Raw genomic sequence first — 16,130 nt, 5'->3', positions numbered from 1 at the left:
CCTTCCCGCCCCGGCGCCGGTCAGCCGACGTAGCTGCGGGCGGTGGAGGTGCGCCGGGCCCGTTGCAGTGCGGCCAGGCGCTGTTCGAGCTCCGCGGGCACCGGGTCGCGCTGCCGCAGGACCCAGGGCAGGCCGGCCGCCGCCTGTCTGAAGGCGCGCAGCGAGGCGGTGTCGCGGGGGACGGTGGCCATCAGCTGGGCCGTGCGCAGCAGGGCCGGCAGCAGCGGCCGGCGCAGCCAGGTGAACCAGAGCGTGTTGCGCAGCCCCAGGACCCTGCGCGCGGTGCTGTCGCGCAGTACGGAGGCCTGGTGGTGGACGGTCAGACCGGCCGCGTAACTCATCCACCAGCCCTGCCGCAGCAGATCGGTGGCGAGCAGTTCCTCCTCACCGCCCAGCCACAGCCCGGGGTGGAATCCGCCCGCGCCGCGGAAGGCGTCGGTGCGCAGCACGGTGGCGGCGGCGAGGAAGGAACCCAGGGCCGGTCCCGGCAGCCAGCCGGGCCCCCGCAGCGGTGAGTCCCGCAGCTCCGCGACGACGGGGTCCTCGGTGCCGCAGGGCTCCACGACGATACGGGCGGTGACGGCGGCGAGCCGGGGCCGCCCGTCGAGCAGGTCGGCCGCCGCGCGCAGACTGCCGGGCTCCCACCAGGTGTCGTCGTCGCAGAAGGCCACGTAGGGCGTCCGCACCTGGCGCACCCCCAGGTTGCGCCCGACCGCGCCCAGGTTCCTGCCGGGCTGCAGGAGCCGGACCTCGGGGAAGTCGCGCCGGACCGCGGCGGCCGTACCGTCACGGGAGGCGTTGTCGGTGACGATCACCGGCGGCCGCTCGGGCAGGCCGCGCAGCAGGGCGAGGGTGCGCAGCAGTTCGGTGCGGCGGTTGTGGGTGATCACCACCACGCTGGTACGGCCGTCCGGGCCGCCGCCGGCTGCCGGGTGCCCGGTCATCGCGGACCCTTCCCCGGTGGCCCGGAGCGGGCGGGCGGGTCCAGCAGCCGGGCCGCGCTCTCCACGTGCGGCGGCAGCGGCCTGCGCCGGGCGAGGGCGGCGGGAAGGCGCGCGATCACCTCGCGCAGGGCCCGGCGCGCGCCGGGTTCACCGGTGGCCGCGCCGGCCGCGAGGCGCGCGGTGGCGCCGAGCGCGACCGGCAGGGGGCGCCGCAGCCACAGCGTCAGCACCTCGTTGCGCAACAGCTGGTGGCCGCGGTGGGCGCGGCCGCCGGGCTCGGGATGGTGGTGGGCGGTGAGGGAGGGGACGTAGGTGACACCCCAGCCGCCGGCGGCGAGGTCGTAGGCGAGCAGGGTCTCCTCGCCGCCGAAGAACAGCAGCGGGTGGTAGCCGCCCGCCTGGAGGAAGGCCTCGCGGCGCACCACGCAGGCGCAGCCCAGGAAGCCCAGCACCGGACGGCCCGGCAGGTCGGGGCGGCGGGGCAGCGGGGAGGCGGCCAGCACGGAGTTGAAGGGGTCCTCGCTCCGCTCGGGGCCGACCAGGGTGCGGGCGGCCACCAGCCCCAGACGCGGATGGGCCTGAAGGAGGTCGGCCGCCTGGCGCAGCGCGCCCGGGGCCCACCAGGAGTCGTCGTCGCTGAACGCCACGTAGGGCGTGCGGGCCTGCCGCACCGCGAGGTTGCGGCCCAGGGCGCCGGTGTTGCGGCGGGCCCGCAGGAGGCGGGTGGCCGGCGGACGGCCGCGCAGGGCGGTGAGGGTGGAGTCGTCACAGCTGTTGTCGACGACGATGACGGGGGGACGTTCCGGGAGCGCGGCGAGGACGCCGAGGGTGCGCAGGACGGCGGCGCTCCGGTCCCGGGTGATCATCGCGACCGTGATCCGGCCGTCCGGGGCGGCGGTGCGGGCGGGGGCGGGGTCAGGGCCGGGCCGAGAAGACACCGGGTGCTTCTCCTTTCCCCTGGGCTGTCCCCTGGGCTGTCGTCCGGGGTGCCTCCCGCGTTCCTCCTGGTGCGGGGGCCGGGTGGGGCGGGAGCAGGCGCAGCGCCGCGGCGGCGGTCTCCTCGACGCCGATACGCAGCAGCAGCGGGTCGGGGAGGGTGCCGTGCGGGTCGCCGGGCGGGCCGGGGACCCACAGGGCGGTGTGGCGCGGGGAGGGGGGCGGCCCCCACCGGCGGGGCGAGACCGGCCCGAAGAGCGTGACGGAAGGGGTGGCGTGGGCGACGGCGAGGTGGGCGACGCCGGTGTCGCCGCTGACCAGGAGCGGGGCGTAGGCGATCAGCGCCGACAGCCGGCCCGGCGGCAGACCGCCGCGCAGCACGTCCTGCCGGGGCAGCTCCGCATAGGCGGCGACGTCCAGGACCAGGGCGTCCTCCCGGGGGCCTCCGGTGACGACGACCCGGTGGCCCGCGGCGCGCAGCCGGCGGATCAGGGCCGAGTAGCGTTCGGCCGGCCAGCGCCGGGACGCGGACTGCGCCCCGGGGTGGACGACCACCGCCCCCGGCGCCGGGGAGGGCCCCTCGGGCGGCGGCAGCCGCAGGTCGCCGGGGTCGGCCGTGATGCCGTAGGCCGCCAGGAAGGAACACCAGCGGTGGCGTTCGTGCTCCTCGGCGCGCCACACCGGGGGCCGGGCCGGCGGCGGACCGGGCTGGGCGTGGGCCAGCAGCCGGCGCGGGGCGAGAGCGGCCAGCGCGTCGCGGCTCTCGGGCCCGTTGCCGTGCAGGTCGATCGCGATGTCGGGGGCGGGCCCGGCCCACCCGGCCAGCGACGGTACGGCGCGGCCGGGTGCCTCGGCGGCCAGGACGGTGTCGACGGCGCCGACGGCCGGCACCAGCTCGCCCAGCGCCGCCGGCATCGCCAGCACGATCTCGTGCGCGGGAAAGGCCCGGCGGATGCCGCGCAGCGCGGGTACCGCGGTGAGCAGGTCGCCCAGGCCCAGCGCGCGCAGCACCAGCAGCCGAGGGCGGGGCGGCAGCGCGCTCACCTCGGCCCGCGTTCCATCGGCGGGGCGGCGGCGGCGCGTTCGGCGATGCCGGTGGTGGAGCGGCCGTCGAGGTAGGGCAGGAGGACGACCTGGCCGCCCCAGCTCTCCACGAGCGCGGCCTCCGGCAGGCGGCCCAGCGCGTAGTCGCCGCCCTTGGCCCAGATGTGCGGCCGTACGTCGGCCAGCAGCCGCTCGGGGGTGTCCTCCTCGAACACGGCGACCGCGTCGACGCACTCCAGCGCCCGCAGCACCCGCACCCGGTCGGCGAGCGGAACCAGCGGCCGGCCCTCGCCCTTGCCCCGGCGCACCGACGCGTCGGAGTTCACGCACACCACCAGGCAGTCCCCGGCGCGCCGGGCCGCTTGCAGGAGGGCGACATGGCCGGCGTGCAGCAGGTCGAAGCAGCCGCCGGCGGCGACGACGGTGCCGCCCGCCGCCCGCACCCGGGCGGCGGTACGCAGCGCCTCACCGGCCGGTCCGCCCCCGCCCGCCGGACGCGGCCCGCTCCGCGCCACGGTGTCCGCCACGGTGTCGGGGACAGCGTCGGGGGCGGTGTCCGCCACGGTGTCCAGGGTGCGGGCGCCGCCCTCGGCGACGTAGCGGGTGGCGGCGTGGACCGCGGCGCGGACGGCGGTCTCGGTCAGCCCGCCGTCCGCCAGCACGCCGGCCGCGGTCGCCGCGAAGCGGTCCCCGGCGCCGCAGGCATCGCCCTGGACGGTGGCGGCCGACGGCACGAGCAGCGGCGTCTGCCCGTGCGAGAGCAGCGCGCCCCGCCCGCCCATCGTCACCGCCACCGACGCCGCCCGCCAGGCGCGCACCAGCGCGTCGGCATCCCGCGCCGCCCGCCGCAGGGGGCGGCCGGCGGCGGGCCCGGCGGCGAAGGCCCGCGCCTCGGCCGCGGAGGGGGTGGCCAGCCGCACGCCCGGCACCGGCGGCTTCCCGCGCGGATGGGGGTCCCAGACGACGGGCACCCGGCCGGCCGCGGACGCCAGCGCGCCGCGCAGCGCGTCGGCGGTGCCGCGCCCGTAGTCGGCCACCAGGATCGCGCCGGCCCCGGCGACGGCCCGGCGGGCCTCCTCGGTGGCGGGCCCGGCCCGTCCCTCGCCGTCGTCCAGCCGCAGCAGGGGCGTGTCTCCCGCGATGACGCGGGTCTTGCTGGACAGGGCGCCGGCCAGGGGCAGCCGCACCAGGCGGACGCGCCCGGCCAGCAGCCGTTCCAGCAGCCCGCTGGCTTCGTCGTCCCCCAGCGCGGTGACCAGGGTGACGGGCCGGCCGCCGGCCGCGGCGAGACAGGCCGCCAGCGCGGCGCCGCCGGGCCGGCTGGTGCGGTGCGCCGAGGTGAGGACCGGGACGGGGGCGTCGGGCGCCAGCCGGTCGGCCCGGCCGCGCAGATCGTGGTCGAGCAGCGCGTCACCGACGACGAGCAGCGGCGCCGGGGCGCTCATGAGCGGCTCTCCCCGCTCACGGCCGGCCACCGGCCCAGGGCGGGCTGCCGTGGCTCCACGGCCCGGTCGAAGGACTCGCAGAGCATGTGGACGGCCACGAGGTGCAGTTCCTGGACGGTGGCGGAGGCGGCCGCCTCCACGCAGAGGGCCTCGTCGGCGGCGCCCGCCAGCGGGTTGGGCGCCGGCCCGGTCAGGACCAGGACGCCCACCCCGGCGCGGTGCGCCTGCCGCGCGGCGGCCACCAGGTTGGCGCTGGCGCCGCTGGTCGACAGGAGGATCAGCAGGTCACCGCCGCGGCCGTGGGCGGCGACCTGCCGGGCGAAGATCTCCTGCACGCCGTAGTCGTTGGCGATGGCGGTGGTGGCGGAGGTGTCGGCGTGCAGGGCGAGCGCGGAGAACGGGGGGCGGTCGTCGCGGTAGCGGCCGACCAGTTCGGCGGTCAGGTGCTGGGCCTGGGCGGCGCTGCCGCCGTTGCCCGCGGCCAGGAGCCGGCCGCCCGCCGTCAGGCGTTCGGCGAGCAGGTCTCCCCACCGCTGCAGCACGGGTGCGGCATAGCCGCCGAATCCTTCGAGGGCCTTCATCAGGTCCCCGCAGTGGGTGGTACCGGTGGCGAGTTTCATCGGACGACTCCCGAGAGCGAGGGGACACAGGAGACGGCGCCGTACACGCGGCTCACCCCGTCGGACACGCGGTCCCAGGTGTAGCGGGCCAGGACACGCCGCCGTCCGGCGGCGCCGCAGCGCGAGAGACGGGCGGGGTCCGCCAGCAGGCCGCGGACGGCCGCGACGAGGTCGTGCTCCCCGTCGGCGGGGACCAGGGCGCCGGTGACACCGTCGACGACGGTGTCGAGCTGCCCGCCGACGGCGGTGGCCACCACCGGGGTGCGGCAGGCCATGGCCTCCACCGGGACGATGCCGAACGGCTCGTAGCGGGGAACGGACAGCACCAGGTCGGCGTCCGACATCAGGGCGGGCATACGGTCGCGGCCCACGCCGCCCAGCAGCGTCACCCGGTCCGCCACCCCGTACTCCTCGGCGGTGGCATACAGCCGTTCCGCCTCCGGTTCGCCCAGCAGCAGGGCGGGTTCGGGACCGCCGGCGATGAGCAGGCGCGCGCCGGGCAGGCCGGCGACGGCCCGGATGGCCCGGTCGAAGCCCTTGCGGGGCACGAGCCGGCCCACGGTCAGCAGCCGCGGCGGCCCGGCCCGGCGGGGCGCGGGCAGCGCGGTGAACTGTGCGGGGTCCACTCCGCACGGCACCACGTGGAGGTGGCGCCGGGGCAGGCCCATGGCGAGGAGTTCGGCCACCTCGTCCTGGCAGGTGGCGATGATGCCGGCGCACTCCCGCCCCACCGCCGTCTCGATGGCGATCCGCTGGGCCGGACTGGAGTCCGCCTCTCCCTGGTACCGCTTCTTCACCGTGCCCAGCGCGTGGTACGTCTGCACCACGGGCACCCCGAGGCCGCGGGCGCCGGCCAACGCCGCCATCCCCGACATCCAGAAGTGGGCGTGCACCACGTCGGGCGGCCCGCTCGCCCACTCGGCCGCCAGCCAGTCACCGAACTCCGCCATGTAGGGCAGCAGTTCGTCCTTGGGGACCGGCGCCGGCGGCCCGGCGGGCACGTGCACGACCTGCACGCCGTCGGCGGTGAGGACCCGGGGCGGCAGCCGGGGGTCGTCCCGGCGGGTGTAGACGACGACCTCGTGACCCCGGCGGGCCAGCTGCGCGGCGAGCTGGGCCACGTAGACGTTCTGGCCGCCGGCGTCCGGGCCGCCGAGCTCGGCCAGCGGACTGGCGTGCTCGGAGACCATGGCGACACGGCCGGCCGGCGGGCGAGTGGGGCGGCTCATCGGATGACCTCCTTGATCAGGCGTTCCCAGTCGTCCCGGAAACGGGGTTCTCCGTAGCGGGCCTGTGCCGCGGCCCTGGCGGCCTCCCCTGTGCGCCGGGCGTGGACGGGATCGGCGAGGAATCCGCGGACCGCCTCCTCCAGCACCTCGAAGCGGTTGGAGACCACCCCGGCGCCGGCCGGTACGGCCTCACGGGTCTCGGTGGTGTCCAGTGCCACCACCGGCATCCCCAGGAACATGGCCTCCAGCAGGGACAGCCCCAGCGAGGTCCACCGCACGGGGTGGAGGTAGAGGCGGTCGCGGGCCATGGCCGGGTGCAGCTCGCCCTGCGGCAGGTCCCGGCCGCGGCAGCGGCTCGCCGGCAGCCCGAGGTGGCCGGCGAGTCCGGGGGTGCGCATGCCGAAGACGTCCAGCGGCACGGCGCGCGCGAACCGCGCCAGCAGGTCCGTCCCCGTCGTACGGCCCCGCCGCACCGGCTCGTTGACGACCACCGCCGCGCGAGGCTCCTCCCCGCTCCACAGGTGTCCGGGGTCGATGATGCCGTGCTCGATCACCTCGGTCGGGGCGCGGCCGTTGTCCCACATCAGCCGGTTGAAGTGGGTGACGTGCACGAGCGGGATGTCGTCGCGGCCGGCGAGCGGGTGGCGGCTGTCCACGGGGGAGCCGTGCGGGCTGTTGTGCTCCACGTACACGGCCGGCACGTCCCGGCCCGGGCGGCGGCCCGTCCACCGCCGGGCGAGGTCGAGCTCGTGCGGGCGTTGCAGCACCATGAGATCGATGTCGGTGCGGGCCAGTCCGGCGGGGGTCACCTCCCGCACCGTCGGCGGCCACCGCCAGGTTCTCGCCCGGCCCCGTCCGTCCGGTCCGCGCTCCGGGGTCACCGGCACCAGGAAGGTGTACGGCCCCTGGACGAACGAGGTGAGCCAGGATCCGTGGACATGCCAGACGAGGATGTTCATGTGCACTCCTTGAGCAGTTTCCGCACCGCCTGCACGACGTCCTGCGCGGTGACGCCGTCCAGGCAGGGATGGCCCGGTACGGGACAGCGCCGGGCCCTGCTGTCCGCGCACGGCGCGCCCTGGTCGCCCAGCAGGATGCTCGGCACGCCGTAGGGCGCCCACCGGCCGGCCGGGACGACCGGGGCGAACAGGGACACCACAGGGGTGGCGACCGCCGCGGCCAGATGGGCGGGACCGGTGTTGCCGCTGACCACGACGTCGGCCGTACGCAGCACGCCGGCCAGGGTGGCCGGAGGGGTCCGGCCACCGAGGTCCACCGCCCACTCCCCGCTCACCCGCCGGGTCAGCTCCCGCTCGCCGGGCCCCCCGGTGACCACCACCCGGTGACCCGCCTCGGCCAGGAGGGCGGCGGCCTCGGCGCAGCGGCCGGGGCTCCAGGCACGGGCGGGCGCGCTGGCACCGGGGTGGACGACGAGGTAGGGGCCGTTGCCGGTGAGGGAGACGGTGTCCGGCGAGGGCAGCACGCGCAGCCGGCCGTCGTCCCCCGGACGCGGCGGGAACCCCAGGGCGGCGGCGGTGTCCAGTGCCGCCTCCGTCTCGTGCCGGCCCGGCAGCCGCCGGTGGCGTACGTCGAGCAGGCGCCCGGCGTGGTCGCTGCTGTCGGCGCCGATGCGGGGGACACCGGCCAGCCGCAGCAGCAGGGCCGTGGGCAGCGGGCTCTGGTGGAAGGAGGTCAGGACCAGGGCCACGTCGAACGCCTCGGCCCGCAGCCGTTCCACGAGCGCGCCGACGTCCGCCTCCTCCACGGCGGGCGGGGCCACCCCCTCCCACGGCGCCTGCCATACGAGGATGTCGCCGACGCCGGGCAGCAGCCGCGCGGCGGGTTCGCCGAGCGGCCCGCACAGCACCGTCACCCGATCGCAGTGCGCGGCGACCGCACGGACGGCGGGCCCGGCGAGCAGAACGTCACCGAAGCTGTCCAGCCGGACCACGAGCGCCTTCACGACAGGCTCCCGCGCTCCCGCGCGAGCAGCCGGCGGACCGCGGTGAGCAGGTCGGGGGCGGTGCAGGGCGCCGCGCGGACCTCCTCGGGCCGGGTCGCCGCGGTGGGGACGAGGACCCCGCGGGCGCCCGCGGCCCGGGCGGCGCCCACATCGGCGGCGATGTCGCCGACCACCACGCACTCCCGCGGCGCCACCCCCAGCCGCCGGGCCGCCTCCCGCACCAGGCCCGGCCGCGGCTTGCGGCACCCGCAGCCGTCCCGGGGAAGGTGCGGGCAGTACACCCAGACACCGAGGCCGCCCAGCAGGGCGTCGGCGCGGGCGTTGACGCGCCGCACGTCGGCGTGGGTGAGCCGGCCCCGGCCGATGCCCGACTGGTTGCTGACCACCCCCGTCGCCACCCCCGCCGCGCGCAGCAGCTCCAGGGCCGGCCGGGCCGCCGGCAGCAGCCGGACCAGGGCGGGGTCGCCGTTGTAGGGGACGTCCTCGATCAGGGTGCCGTCCCGGTCGAAGAGAACGGCGGCCGGCCGGCCGGCCCAGGGCCGACGACATCCGGAACCATCCGACCCGGCGTGCGCCACCGCGATCTCCCTCCCGGCGTCCGCCACCGCCTCCGCCGCCCCGGTCTGCGCCACCGCGTCCGCCGACACCGCCTGAACCGCCGCGATCGCCGACACCGCCTGCGCTGCGGTGTCTGCCGGCACGGCCACCGTCGCCGCGTCGGCTGGCCCGGTCTGCGCCGCCGCGTCGGCCGTCCCGGCGTGCGCCGCCGCGTCCGTCGGCACGGCCGCCGTCGCCGCGAGCGCGGGCCCGGTCTGCGCCGCCGCGTCCGCCGACACCGCCTGAGCCGCCGCCGTGTCCGTCGGCACGGCCGCCGTTGCCGTGTCCGGTGTGGTCCTCGGTCCGGTGGCGGGGTGCTCGGGCCTTCTGGTGGGGCCGTTCACGGCGCGTTCCTCAGTACGGCCTCGGCGCCCCCGGGTCCGGCGCCGACAGGCAGGGCACGCCGGTGGCGTATCGCGCCGTCGAGCCGGTGACGGACCGCCAGCGGCGGGATGACCACGCTGGTGGCGAGCATGGTGGTGACCTCCCCGGCGGTCCGCGGGCCCGGCCGGATGCGCGCCAGGGCGAACTCGGCCGTCCCCAGCGCCCACAGGGCCATGGCGGCTGCCGCGGCCCGGCGCCGGCCGGCGAGAGCGCAGCCGAACCCGGCCAGCGCCGCGCCCGTCACCAGGAGGTGAGCGGGAAACCGCCCCCGGGGTGCCTGGGCGCGCGCCCACCAGTCACGGCCGTGCAACCGGTTCATCAGGGCGTCGTCGGCGTTGCCGCGCTGGGCCCGCACCGACACCCAGCGGTCGGCCGCACGCACCGGATGGCGGGTCCCGCGCCGTCCCTGGCGCAGGGTCCAGCCCGCGCCCCGCACCCGCAGCGCCAGGTCGGCGTCCTCCCGGAAGGCCCGCGGGAACCGCTCGTCGAAGCCGTCCACGGCCGCCAGTACGGCCGTCCGGTAGGCCATGTCGGCGGTGGCCCAGGCGGCGCTCTCCAGTCCGGCCGTTCCCCGCTCCCAGTCGGTCGGCCTGCGGCCGGCGGGCAGCGGGACGGCCAGCCGGCCCTGGACGCCGCCGGTGGCCGCGTCGACGGACCGCAGGTCCTGGGCCAGGCGGTGCGACCAGTCGGGCAGGACCTGGACGTCGTCGTCGAGGAAGACGGTCCAGGGCGCGGTGACCGTACGCCAGCCGGTGTTGCGCGCGGCGGCGGGGCCCCGGCCGCCGCTGCGCAGCGTGCGCACCCGCCCGTACAGCGCACCCGCGGCCCGCACGGACAGCTCCCGGGCCGGCCCGGGCCGGTCGTCGACCACGACGACCTCCTGGGGCGGATGGCAGGCCGTGGCCGCGCCGAGGGCGCTCAGACACTCCTCCAGACAGGCACGTCCGATCGTGGGGACGACGACGGCGTAGGCGAGGGGGCCGCTCATGCGAACACCTTCTTGCGCCGGACCGCGAACGGGCCCAGGGCCAGCAGGTCCACCGGGGCGGACCCGAAGCACTCCAAGGCGTCGCGCGGATCGTCGACCATCGGCCGGCCGGCCGTGTTGAGGCTGGTGTTGACGACGACGGGCAGCCCCGTACGCCGTTCGAAACCCTCGATCATCCGCGCCACCAGCGGTTCGGTGCCGCGGTCCACGGTCTGGATGCGGGCGGTGCCGTCCACGTGGACGACGGCCGGGATCCGCTCGCGCCAGCCGGCCGCGACCTCGTGCACGAACAGCATGTACGGGCTGGGCAGCGGCCCCTCGAACAGCTCCGCGGCCCGCTCCCGCAGGACCATCGGGGCGACCGGGCGGAACTCCTCGCGCCCCTTGACGGCGTTGAGCCGCTCCAGGTTCGCGACATGGCCGGGATGGGCCAGCAGCGACCGGTGCCCCAGCGCGCGCGGCCCGAACTCGCTGCGGCCCTGGAACCAGGCCACCACACCGTCCCGGGCCAGCTCCTCGGCGACCGTCTCGGCGATGTCCTCGGGCTCCTCGTAGGGGACGGCCGCGCGCTCCAGCCAGCCGCGCAGCTCCTCGTCGCTCCAGCCGCGTCCCAGGGCGGCGGTCCCCATCGCCTCCACCGCCTCCTTCTCGTGGGCGACGTGCAGCGCGGCCCCCAGGGCGGTGCCCGCGTCCCCGGCCGCCGGCTGCACCCAGACCCGCCGGAAGGGCCCCTCCCGGTACAGCCGGGTGTTGGCCACGCAGTTGAGCGCCACCCCGCCCGCGAGGGTGAGGACCTCACCGCCGGTGTGCTCGTGCAGCCAGCGCGCCAGGCCGAGGAGGACCTCCTCCACGCACAGCTGCGCGCTGGCCGCCGCGTCGGCGTGCTCCCGCGTCCAGGGATCGCCCGCCCCGCGCGCGGGCACCAGCGAGGACCAGGGCACGGGCCGGGCCCGGAAACCCCCGGCGCCGTCCGCGTGGACGTACTCCCGCAGCCGGCCGGCCAGCCGCGGCTCGCCGTAGGAGGCCAGCGCCATCACCTTGAACTCGTCGTTGCTGCGCAGGAATCCCAGGTGCTGGGTGAGGTCCTCGTAGAACAGGCCCAGGGAGTCGGGCAGTCGCTGGGCCGCCAGCACGGTGAGTTCCCGGTCGGTGTAGCGGCCGGCCAGGTGGGAGCCGCATTCGCCGCGGCCGTCCAGGACCAGGACGGCGCAGTCCGGGTAGGGGGAGGCCTGGCCGGCGGAGGCGGCGTGGGCGACATGGTGGGCGACGAAACGGACCTTGGCCGGGTCCAGTCCGGGCAGGGCCTCGGCGAGGAACTGCGGGGCGCGGCGCGCGTACTCCTGGCGCAGGTGGTCGAAGGGGTCGTGCAGGCCCAGTTCGCCGGCGGGGCGGGCGAGCGCGGGATCGTAGGAGTAGGCGACCGCGTCCAGGTCGGCCGGGTCCAGCCCGGCCTGCCGCAGGCACCAGCGGGCGGACAGTTCGGGCAGCTCCCACGCGGAGAAGGGCAGGGGCCGCTTGCCGTGTTTGCGGCGGCTGAACCGCTCCTCCTCGGCGGCTGCCACGATCGCGCCGTCGACGAGCAGGGCGGCGGCGGGATCGTGGAAGAGGGCGTTGATTCCCAGGACGCGCATGGATGCCTCCGTGGCGGCGTGAGGGCGGCGGGCGGGGGGCCCGGGGCGGCCGGCTCACACCCGCTGGGCGGGCTCGCGCGTGCGCCGCGCCCTGACGAAGTGGTCGATGGTCTGCTTGAGCCCTTCCTTCCACGGCACCCGGGGCTCCCAGCTCAGCAGTTCGCGGGCGAGCCGGGTGTCGGGGCGGCGCCGCTGCGGATCGTCGGTGGGGCGGGGGACGAACTCGACGGGGGAGCGGGAGCCGGTCAGTTCCACCACGCGGCGGGCGAGGTCGCGGACGGTGATCTCGTCGGTTCCGCCGATGTTGACGGGGCGCACCGAGCGGCTCGCGGCGACCAGCAGGATCCCCTCGACCGTGTCGTCCACGTAGCACAGCGACCGTGTCTGGCTGCCGTCGCCGGCCACCGTCAGGGGTGCGCCGTCCAGGGCCTGGCGGACGAAGGTGGGTACGGCGCGGCCGTCGTCGGCGCGCATCCGCGGGCCGTAGGTGTTGAACAGGCGCACGATGCCCGCGTCGGCGTCCCGCGCCCGCACGTGGGCGGTGACCAGCGCCTCGGCGAACCGCTTGGACTCGTCGTAGACGCTGCGCGGGCCCACGGGGTTGACGTTGCCCCAGTAGTCCTCGCGCTGGGGATGGACCAGGGGGTCGCCGTAGACCTCGGAGGTCGAGGCGAGCAGGAAGCGGGCGGCGTCCCGTTCCGCGACGGCGAGCAGGGAGCGGGTGCCCAGGCTGCCGGCGTCGAGGGTCTCCAGCGGCAGGCGCAGGTAGTCGGCCGGTGAGGCGGGGCAGGCGAAGTGCAGCACCAGGTCGTAGGGGCCCCGCAGCCGGTGCCGGCAGCCGGGGGCAGACACGTCGCACTCGACGAACCTGAATCCGGCGTGGCCGGCCAGCGCGGCGATGTTCTCGCGCGAGCCCGAGCACAGGTTGTCGGCGCAGTCGACTTCGACGCCTGAACCCAGCAGACGCTCGCAGAGGTGACTGCCGATGAAGCCGGCGCCGCCGGTCACCAGGGCGCGGCGCCAGGGCATGGGGAACACGGCGTCAGTCATGGGACGTCCTTCTGTCCGCGCTCGCGGGCCGTAGCGGCCGACGTGGGGCCGTCTGGTGCTGCGGAGGGCGGCGGGAGCTGGGTGAGGGGGACGGGGGGAGGACAGACGGGACGGGCGGGGAGCGGGCACCGCACGGGCGCCCGGTGAGCGGAGCCGTCTCGGCCGGCCGCCGTGGTCCCGACGGCCCGGTCCGGAATTCACGGGGTTCCCACGGCAGTCGCTTTCACACCTTGACGCCTACTGCGGGCGGGGGGACCTCGCCCTCGCGCCCACGGGGCGGAGGGGAAGGGGCGGGGCGGCTCAGTTGTGGTCGAGCAGGGACGCCAGGAAGGTGTCCCAGGGCAGGTAGTCGCCCTCCGTCTCCTGGGGGACCAGCCGCAGGGTGACGTCGAGCCAGTCGGAGATCACGTCCCGTTCCGTCTGGAAGACGGCACAGCCCCTGAGCGGCCCCAGCCGGATGCGCAGCCATCCGGGGCCGCCCGGCTGGTGGACGGGCCACGCGGCGACGTCGCCGATTCCCTCGTGGCGGCGCAGGCCCAGCAGCAGCGTCTCCCGCGACAGGGACCAGTGGACGCAGGCGTCCTCCGCCCGCAGTCCGATGCGGACGGCGAAGGGGTCCAGCGAGGTGTAGCACAGCTCCAGGTCGAGGGAGACGGGAGGCTGGGCGTCGCGGACCATCTGCGCGCGGTGGCGCAGGGTGGTGACGCGGTGGGGATGGAGTTCGGTGAGCGTGACTGGCTTGGGCACGGGGGATCACATCCGGAGCGTGAGGGTGACGGACCGGCTGCCGCCGGCCCTCCTCGTACCTGCCGTCCTAAGCACGGGAGGCGACGGGTACCCCTGATGGCGGGGGGCCATGTGGCGTTCGCGGCGCGAAGACCCACCTCCCCGCCGGACCGCTCCACGGCCCCGCGGGGACGGTGTGGGACCGCCGGCGAGGGGGTACCCGGCGCCACCCGGACGAGCCGGGGAGACCGCTCGCGCGCGCCCCGTGCGCGGACACGCCCCTTGCGGAAGACCGCAGCTACCCACAGCGAGGCCCGGCATGAGCGAGCAGACCCCGTCCCAGGCGGAGGGCGAACGGCAGGAAGCCGCGCCCACGGAAGGCCCCGAGGAGACCCGGGGCCGCGACGTCCCGCGTACGACGCCCTCGCAGGCGGAGGGCGAGGACGTCGACGAGGAGGAGGAGGCGGAGAAGGAGGCCAAGGAGGAGGCAGAGGAAGAAGCGGCGGAAGAGGCCGAACGGCGCGAGAAGCGTGATGACAGCAACTGAACCGGTCGCCCCCGCCCCCGGAGAGACCGCCCCCGTCCCCTCGCCCGGCAGGACCCGCAGGGCCCGGCTCCGCCGGTCAGGCGCTGTCGTGCCGGGCGGCCACCCCGGCCGCCGCGGGAAAGCCGCCCGCGCCGGCGGGCGGCGCCGTGAGGTACTCCAGGGTGCCGGTGAGGGCGAGCAGCCGGTCCAGTGCGGGGGTGCGCTCCTCCAGATACAGCGCCACGTCCGCTTCGTCGGTGCGGCGGCGGACCATCAGCAGGATCGACAGGCCCATCGAGTCGACGAAGCCGAGCCCCGCGCAGCCCAGGCGCAGGGCGCGCAGTCCCGGACGGGCGGCCAGCTCACCGGTGACGGCCTCCAGGAGGAGGCCGGCGCTGTCGTGGTCGAGGTCGCCGCGCAGGCCCAGCCGCACGGTGGTGCCGGTGCCGAGGGACGTCAGCCGCAGCCGCCGCTGCTCGCCGAGGCCGCTCATCGCGGTCCCTGACGCGGGGGAAGGGGCGGGGTGGACGGTGGTCATGCGGTGAATCTGCCCCGGGTGCGGCCGTTCACCGCCCTGAGGTGATGGGTGTGCGGCGCGGAGACCACCACGAGGGCCATGTCGTCGTGGTGCCCCTTGCCCACCCACTGCGCGGCGAGCATCTGGACGTGCTCCACGATGCTTTCGCCGGGCAGGCCCGCGCACTGGGCCAGAGCCCGCCGCAGCCGCTCCTCACCGAACATGGTGTCGCCCATCGGGCCGCCGCGGGCCTCGGTGATCCCGTCCGTGTACAGCACGCAGCTCTCGCCCGGCGCGAGGAGGAGGTCGGCGCCGGCGGTGCGGATGTCGGGAAGGACCCCGACCAGGGTGCCGTGGGTGTCGGCCTCCTCCACCACGCCGCCGGCCCGCACGATCAGCGGGGCGGGGTGGCCCGCGCTCGTCACCCGCATCCGTACCGAACCGCCCTCCCGTACGGCGGAGGCGAGGACCAGGGTGGCGAAGCGGGTCTGGCGGGAGCTGAGCAGGGCCTTGTTCAGCAGGCTCAGCACCCGCTGGTGGTCCTCGGCCAGGGGGAGCAGGGCGTGCAGGGTGTTACGGATCTTGCCCGTCAGCGCGGCGGCTTCCAGCCCCTTGCCGCACACGTCCCCCAGTACCACCAGGGACGGATCGCCTTCGGTGGCGCCGGGATGGACGTCGTAGAAGTCCCCGCCGATGCGGTGGTCGTCCTGCGAGGGGCGGTAGCCGCCCGCGAAATCCACCCCGCCCACCTGGTGGAGGGCGGGCGGCAGCAGCTCCCGCATCAGGACGTCGGTGATGGCCGACTGATCCGCGTACAGGCGGGCTGCGGACATCGCCGCCCCGGCCCGGGCCGCGAACAGCCGGGCGAAACTCTCCTCCTCCCCGGTGAAGGCCTCGCCGCCCGCGCGCCGCAGCAGGATCAGCGCGCCGGCCGGCACACCGTGCCCGGGCAGGGGGGTGATCACGATCGGACCGACGGGCCCGAACCCCGCGGGCACGATCCAGTCGGGGGCCGTGGCGGGGTCGATCCAGCGGGTGGACGCCGCCGGGAAGCCCTGCAGCGCCTCGCCCAGGCCCGGCACCTCGTGCGGGTCGACGCCGGGGAGAGAGGCGGCCGGGCTTCCGCCGCGCAGACAGGTCACCACCGGCAGCCGGCTGCCGCGCGGGGGTGCGACGACCAACGCGGCGTCCGCGAGGTACTCCGCGGCCATCCGGGCGGTGACGTCCATGCAGCGGTCGAGGTTGAGGGAGGAGAGCAGCGCGGTGGAGGCCCTGCCCAGGAAGGCGGTGCGCTCGCGCTCCAGGCGCAGCGCTTCCCCGACCCGGTGGTGGTCGGTGGCGTCGACCAGCCACCACAGCACCGTGCCGTCGTCCTGGACGGTGGGGTGCGCCTCGAAGGCGCGCCCCTGTATCTCGCCCGACACCGCGCCGGACCCCGTCACGCCGGACCGCTCCGCGCCGGGCCGGCGGGGCCGGTGCAGGGCGGCGTGCGCCGAGGACAGCCAGCCGGGGACGGCGTCGGCCATGGGG

General features: G+C 76.9%; 16 protein-coding genes. 1 reads left to right on the top strand and 15 read right to left on the bottom strand.

The genetic code is table 11. The features are described 5' to 3' along the window. Positions 1 to 20 precede the first annotated feature (20 nt). The 13 genes from ABZT12_RS23545 to ABZT12_RS23485 form a co-directional block, all read right to left on the bottom strand. Positions 21 to 944 (bottom strand): glycosyltransferase, encoded by a 924-nt coding sequence (locus tag ABZT12_RS23545; protein ID WP_356387931.1) that lies wholly within the window; start codon positions 942 to 944, stop codon positions 21 to 23. Further along, positions 941 to 1,882: a glycosyltransferase gene (locus ABZT12_RS23540; RefSeq protein WP_356387928.1), complete on the bottom strand. Its 942-nt coding sequence runs from the start codon at positions 1,880 to 1,882 to the stop codon at positions 941 to 943. Before ABZT12_RS23540 ends, ABZT12_RS23545 begins: the two co-directional genes overlap by 4 nt. Continuing rightward, positions 1,860 to 2,924, bottom strand: coding sequence for a glycosyltransferase family 9 protein (locus ABZT12_RS23535; RefSeq protein ID WP_356387925.1), 1,065 nt, complete (start codon positions 2,922 to 2,924; stop codon positions 1,860 to 1,862). Before ABZT12_RS23535 ends, ABZT12_RS23540 begins: the two co-directional genes overlap by 23 nt. Then, positions 2,921 to 4,369 (bottom strand): D-glycero-beta-D-manno-heptose 1-phosphate adenylyltransferase, encoded by a 1,449-nt coding sequence (rfaE2, locus tag ABZT12_RS23530; protein WP_356387922.1) that lies wholly within the window; start codon positions 4,367 to 4,369, stop codon positions 2,921 to 2,923. Before rfaE2 ends, ABZT12_RS23535 begins: the two co-directional genes overlap by 4 nt. After that, on the bottom strand, positions 4,366 to 4,989 hold the full coding sequence (locus tag ABZT12_RS23525) for an SIS domain-containing protein (RefSeq protein ID WP_356387919.1): 624 nt from the start codon (positions 4,987 to 4,989) through the stop codon (positions 4,366 to 4,368). The genes rfaE2 and ABZT12_RS23525 overlap by 4 nt, the downstream gene beginning before the upstream one ends. Further along, positions 4,986 to 6,218, bottom strand: coding sequence for a glycosyltransferase (locus tag ABZT12_RS23520; RefSeq protein WP_356387916.1), 1,233 nt, complete (start codon positions 6,216 to 6,218; stop codon positions 4,986 to 4,988). Before ABZT12_RS23520 ends, ABZT12_RS23525 begins: the two co-directional genes overlap by 4 nt. Then, positions 6,215 to 7,177, bottom strand: coding sequence for a glycosyltransferase (locus tag ABZT12_RS23515; protein WP_356387913.1), 963 nt, complete (start codon positions 7,175 to 7,177; stop codon positions 6,215 to 6,217). Before ABZT12_RS23515 ends, ABZT12_RS23520 begins: the two co-directional genes overlap by 4 nt. Then, positions 7,174 to 8,181 (bottom strand): glycosyltransferase family 9 protein, encoded by a 1,008-nt coding sequence (locus ABZT12_RS23510; protein ID WP_356387910.1) that lies wholly within the window; start codon positions 8,179 to 8,181, stop codon positions 7,174 to 7,176. The genes ABZT12_RS23515 and ABZT12_RS23510 overlap by 4 nt, the downstream gene beginning before the upstream one ends. Beyond that, on the bottom strand, positions 8,178 to 8,759 hold the full coding sequence (locus ABZT12_RS23505; RefSeq protein ID WP_356388021.1) for an HAD-IIIA family hydrolase: 582 nt from the start codon (positions 8,757 to 8,759) through the stop codon (positions 8,178 to 8,180). The genes ABZT12_RS23510 and ABZT12_RS23505 overlap by 4 nt, the downstream gene beginning before the upstream one ends. A gap of 359 nt (positions 8,760 to 9,118) precedes the next feature. Beyond that, complete coding sequence (locus tag ABZT12_RS23500; RefSeq protein ID WP_356387907.1) at positions 9,119 to 10,150, bottom strand: glycosyltransferase; 1,032 nt, start codon at positions 10,148 to 10,150, stop codon at positions 9,119 to 9,121. Then, positions 10,147 to 11,781 (bottom strand): carbamoyltransferase C-terminal domain-containing protein, encoded by a 1,635-nt coding sequence (locus ABZT12_RS23495; RefSeq protein ID WP_356387904.1) that lies wholly within the window; start codon positions 11,779 to 11,781, stop codon positions 10,147 to 10,149. The genes ABZT12_RS23500 and ABZT12_RS23495 overlap by 4 nt, the downstream gene beginning before the upstream one ends. A 54-nt stretch (positions 11,782 to 11,835) precedes the next feature. Next, on the bottom strand, positions 11,836 to 12,831 hold the full coding sequence (locus ABZT12_RS23490) for an NAD-dependent epimerase/dehydratase family protein (RefSeq protein WP_356387901.1): 996 nt from the start codon (positions 12,829 to 12,831) through the stop codon (positions 11,836 to 11,838). Between the two features lie 300 nt (positions 12,832 to 13,131). After that, positions 13,132 to 13,578 carry an SsgA family sporulation/cell division regulator gene (locus ABZT12_RS23485; protein ID WP_356387897.1) on the bottom strand — a complete coding sequence of 149 codons (447 nt, stop codon included), beginning with the start codon at positions 13,576 to 13,578 and terminating at the stop codon, positions 13,132 to 13,134. A gap of 298 nt (positions 13,579 to 13,876) precedes the next feature. Between ABZT12_RS23485 and ABZT12_RS23480 the strand changes: the two genes are divergently transcribed. Beyond that, complete coding sequence (locus ABZT12_RS23480) at positions 13,877 to 14,104, top strand: hypothetical protein (protein ID WP_356387894.1); 228 nt, start codon at positions 13,877 to 13,879, stop codon at positions 14,102 to 14,104. Positions 14,105 to 14,180: 76 nt separating this feature from the next. Here ABZT12_RS23480 and ABZT12_RS23475 read toward each other — a convergent pair whose 3' ends face one another. Further along, entirely contained in the window at positions 14,181 to 14,621 is a 441-nt protein-coding gene (locus ABZT12_RS23475) for an STAS domain-containing protein (RefSeq protein ID WP_356387891.1), read from the bottom strand. Beyond that, positions 14,618 to 16,126 carry a PP2C family protein-serine/threonine phosphatase gene (locus tag ABZT12_RS23470; RefSeq protein ID WP_356388019.1) on the bottom strand — a complete coding sequence of 503 codons (1,509 nt, stop codon included), beginning with the start codon at positions 16,124 to 16,126 and terminating at the stop codon, positions 14,618 to 14,620. Before ABZT12_RS23470 ends, ABZT12_RS23475 begins: the two co-directional genes overlap by 4 nt. Positions 16,127 to 16,130: the final 4 nt, after the last annotated feature.

Origin of the sequence: Streptomyces sp. NPDC005423, assembly GCF_040606415.1 — a bacterium.
In the GTDB taxonomy this organism is placed as follows: Bacteria; Actinomycetota; Actinomycetes; order Streptomycetales; family Streptomycetaceae; genus Streptomyces.
This window is presented reverse-complemented; position numbering and strand designations above follow the sequence as displayed.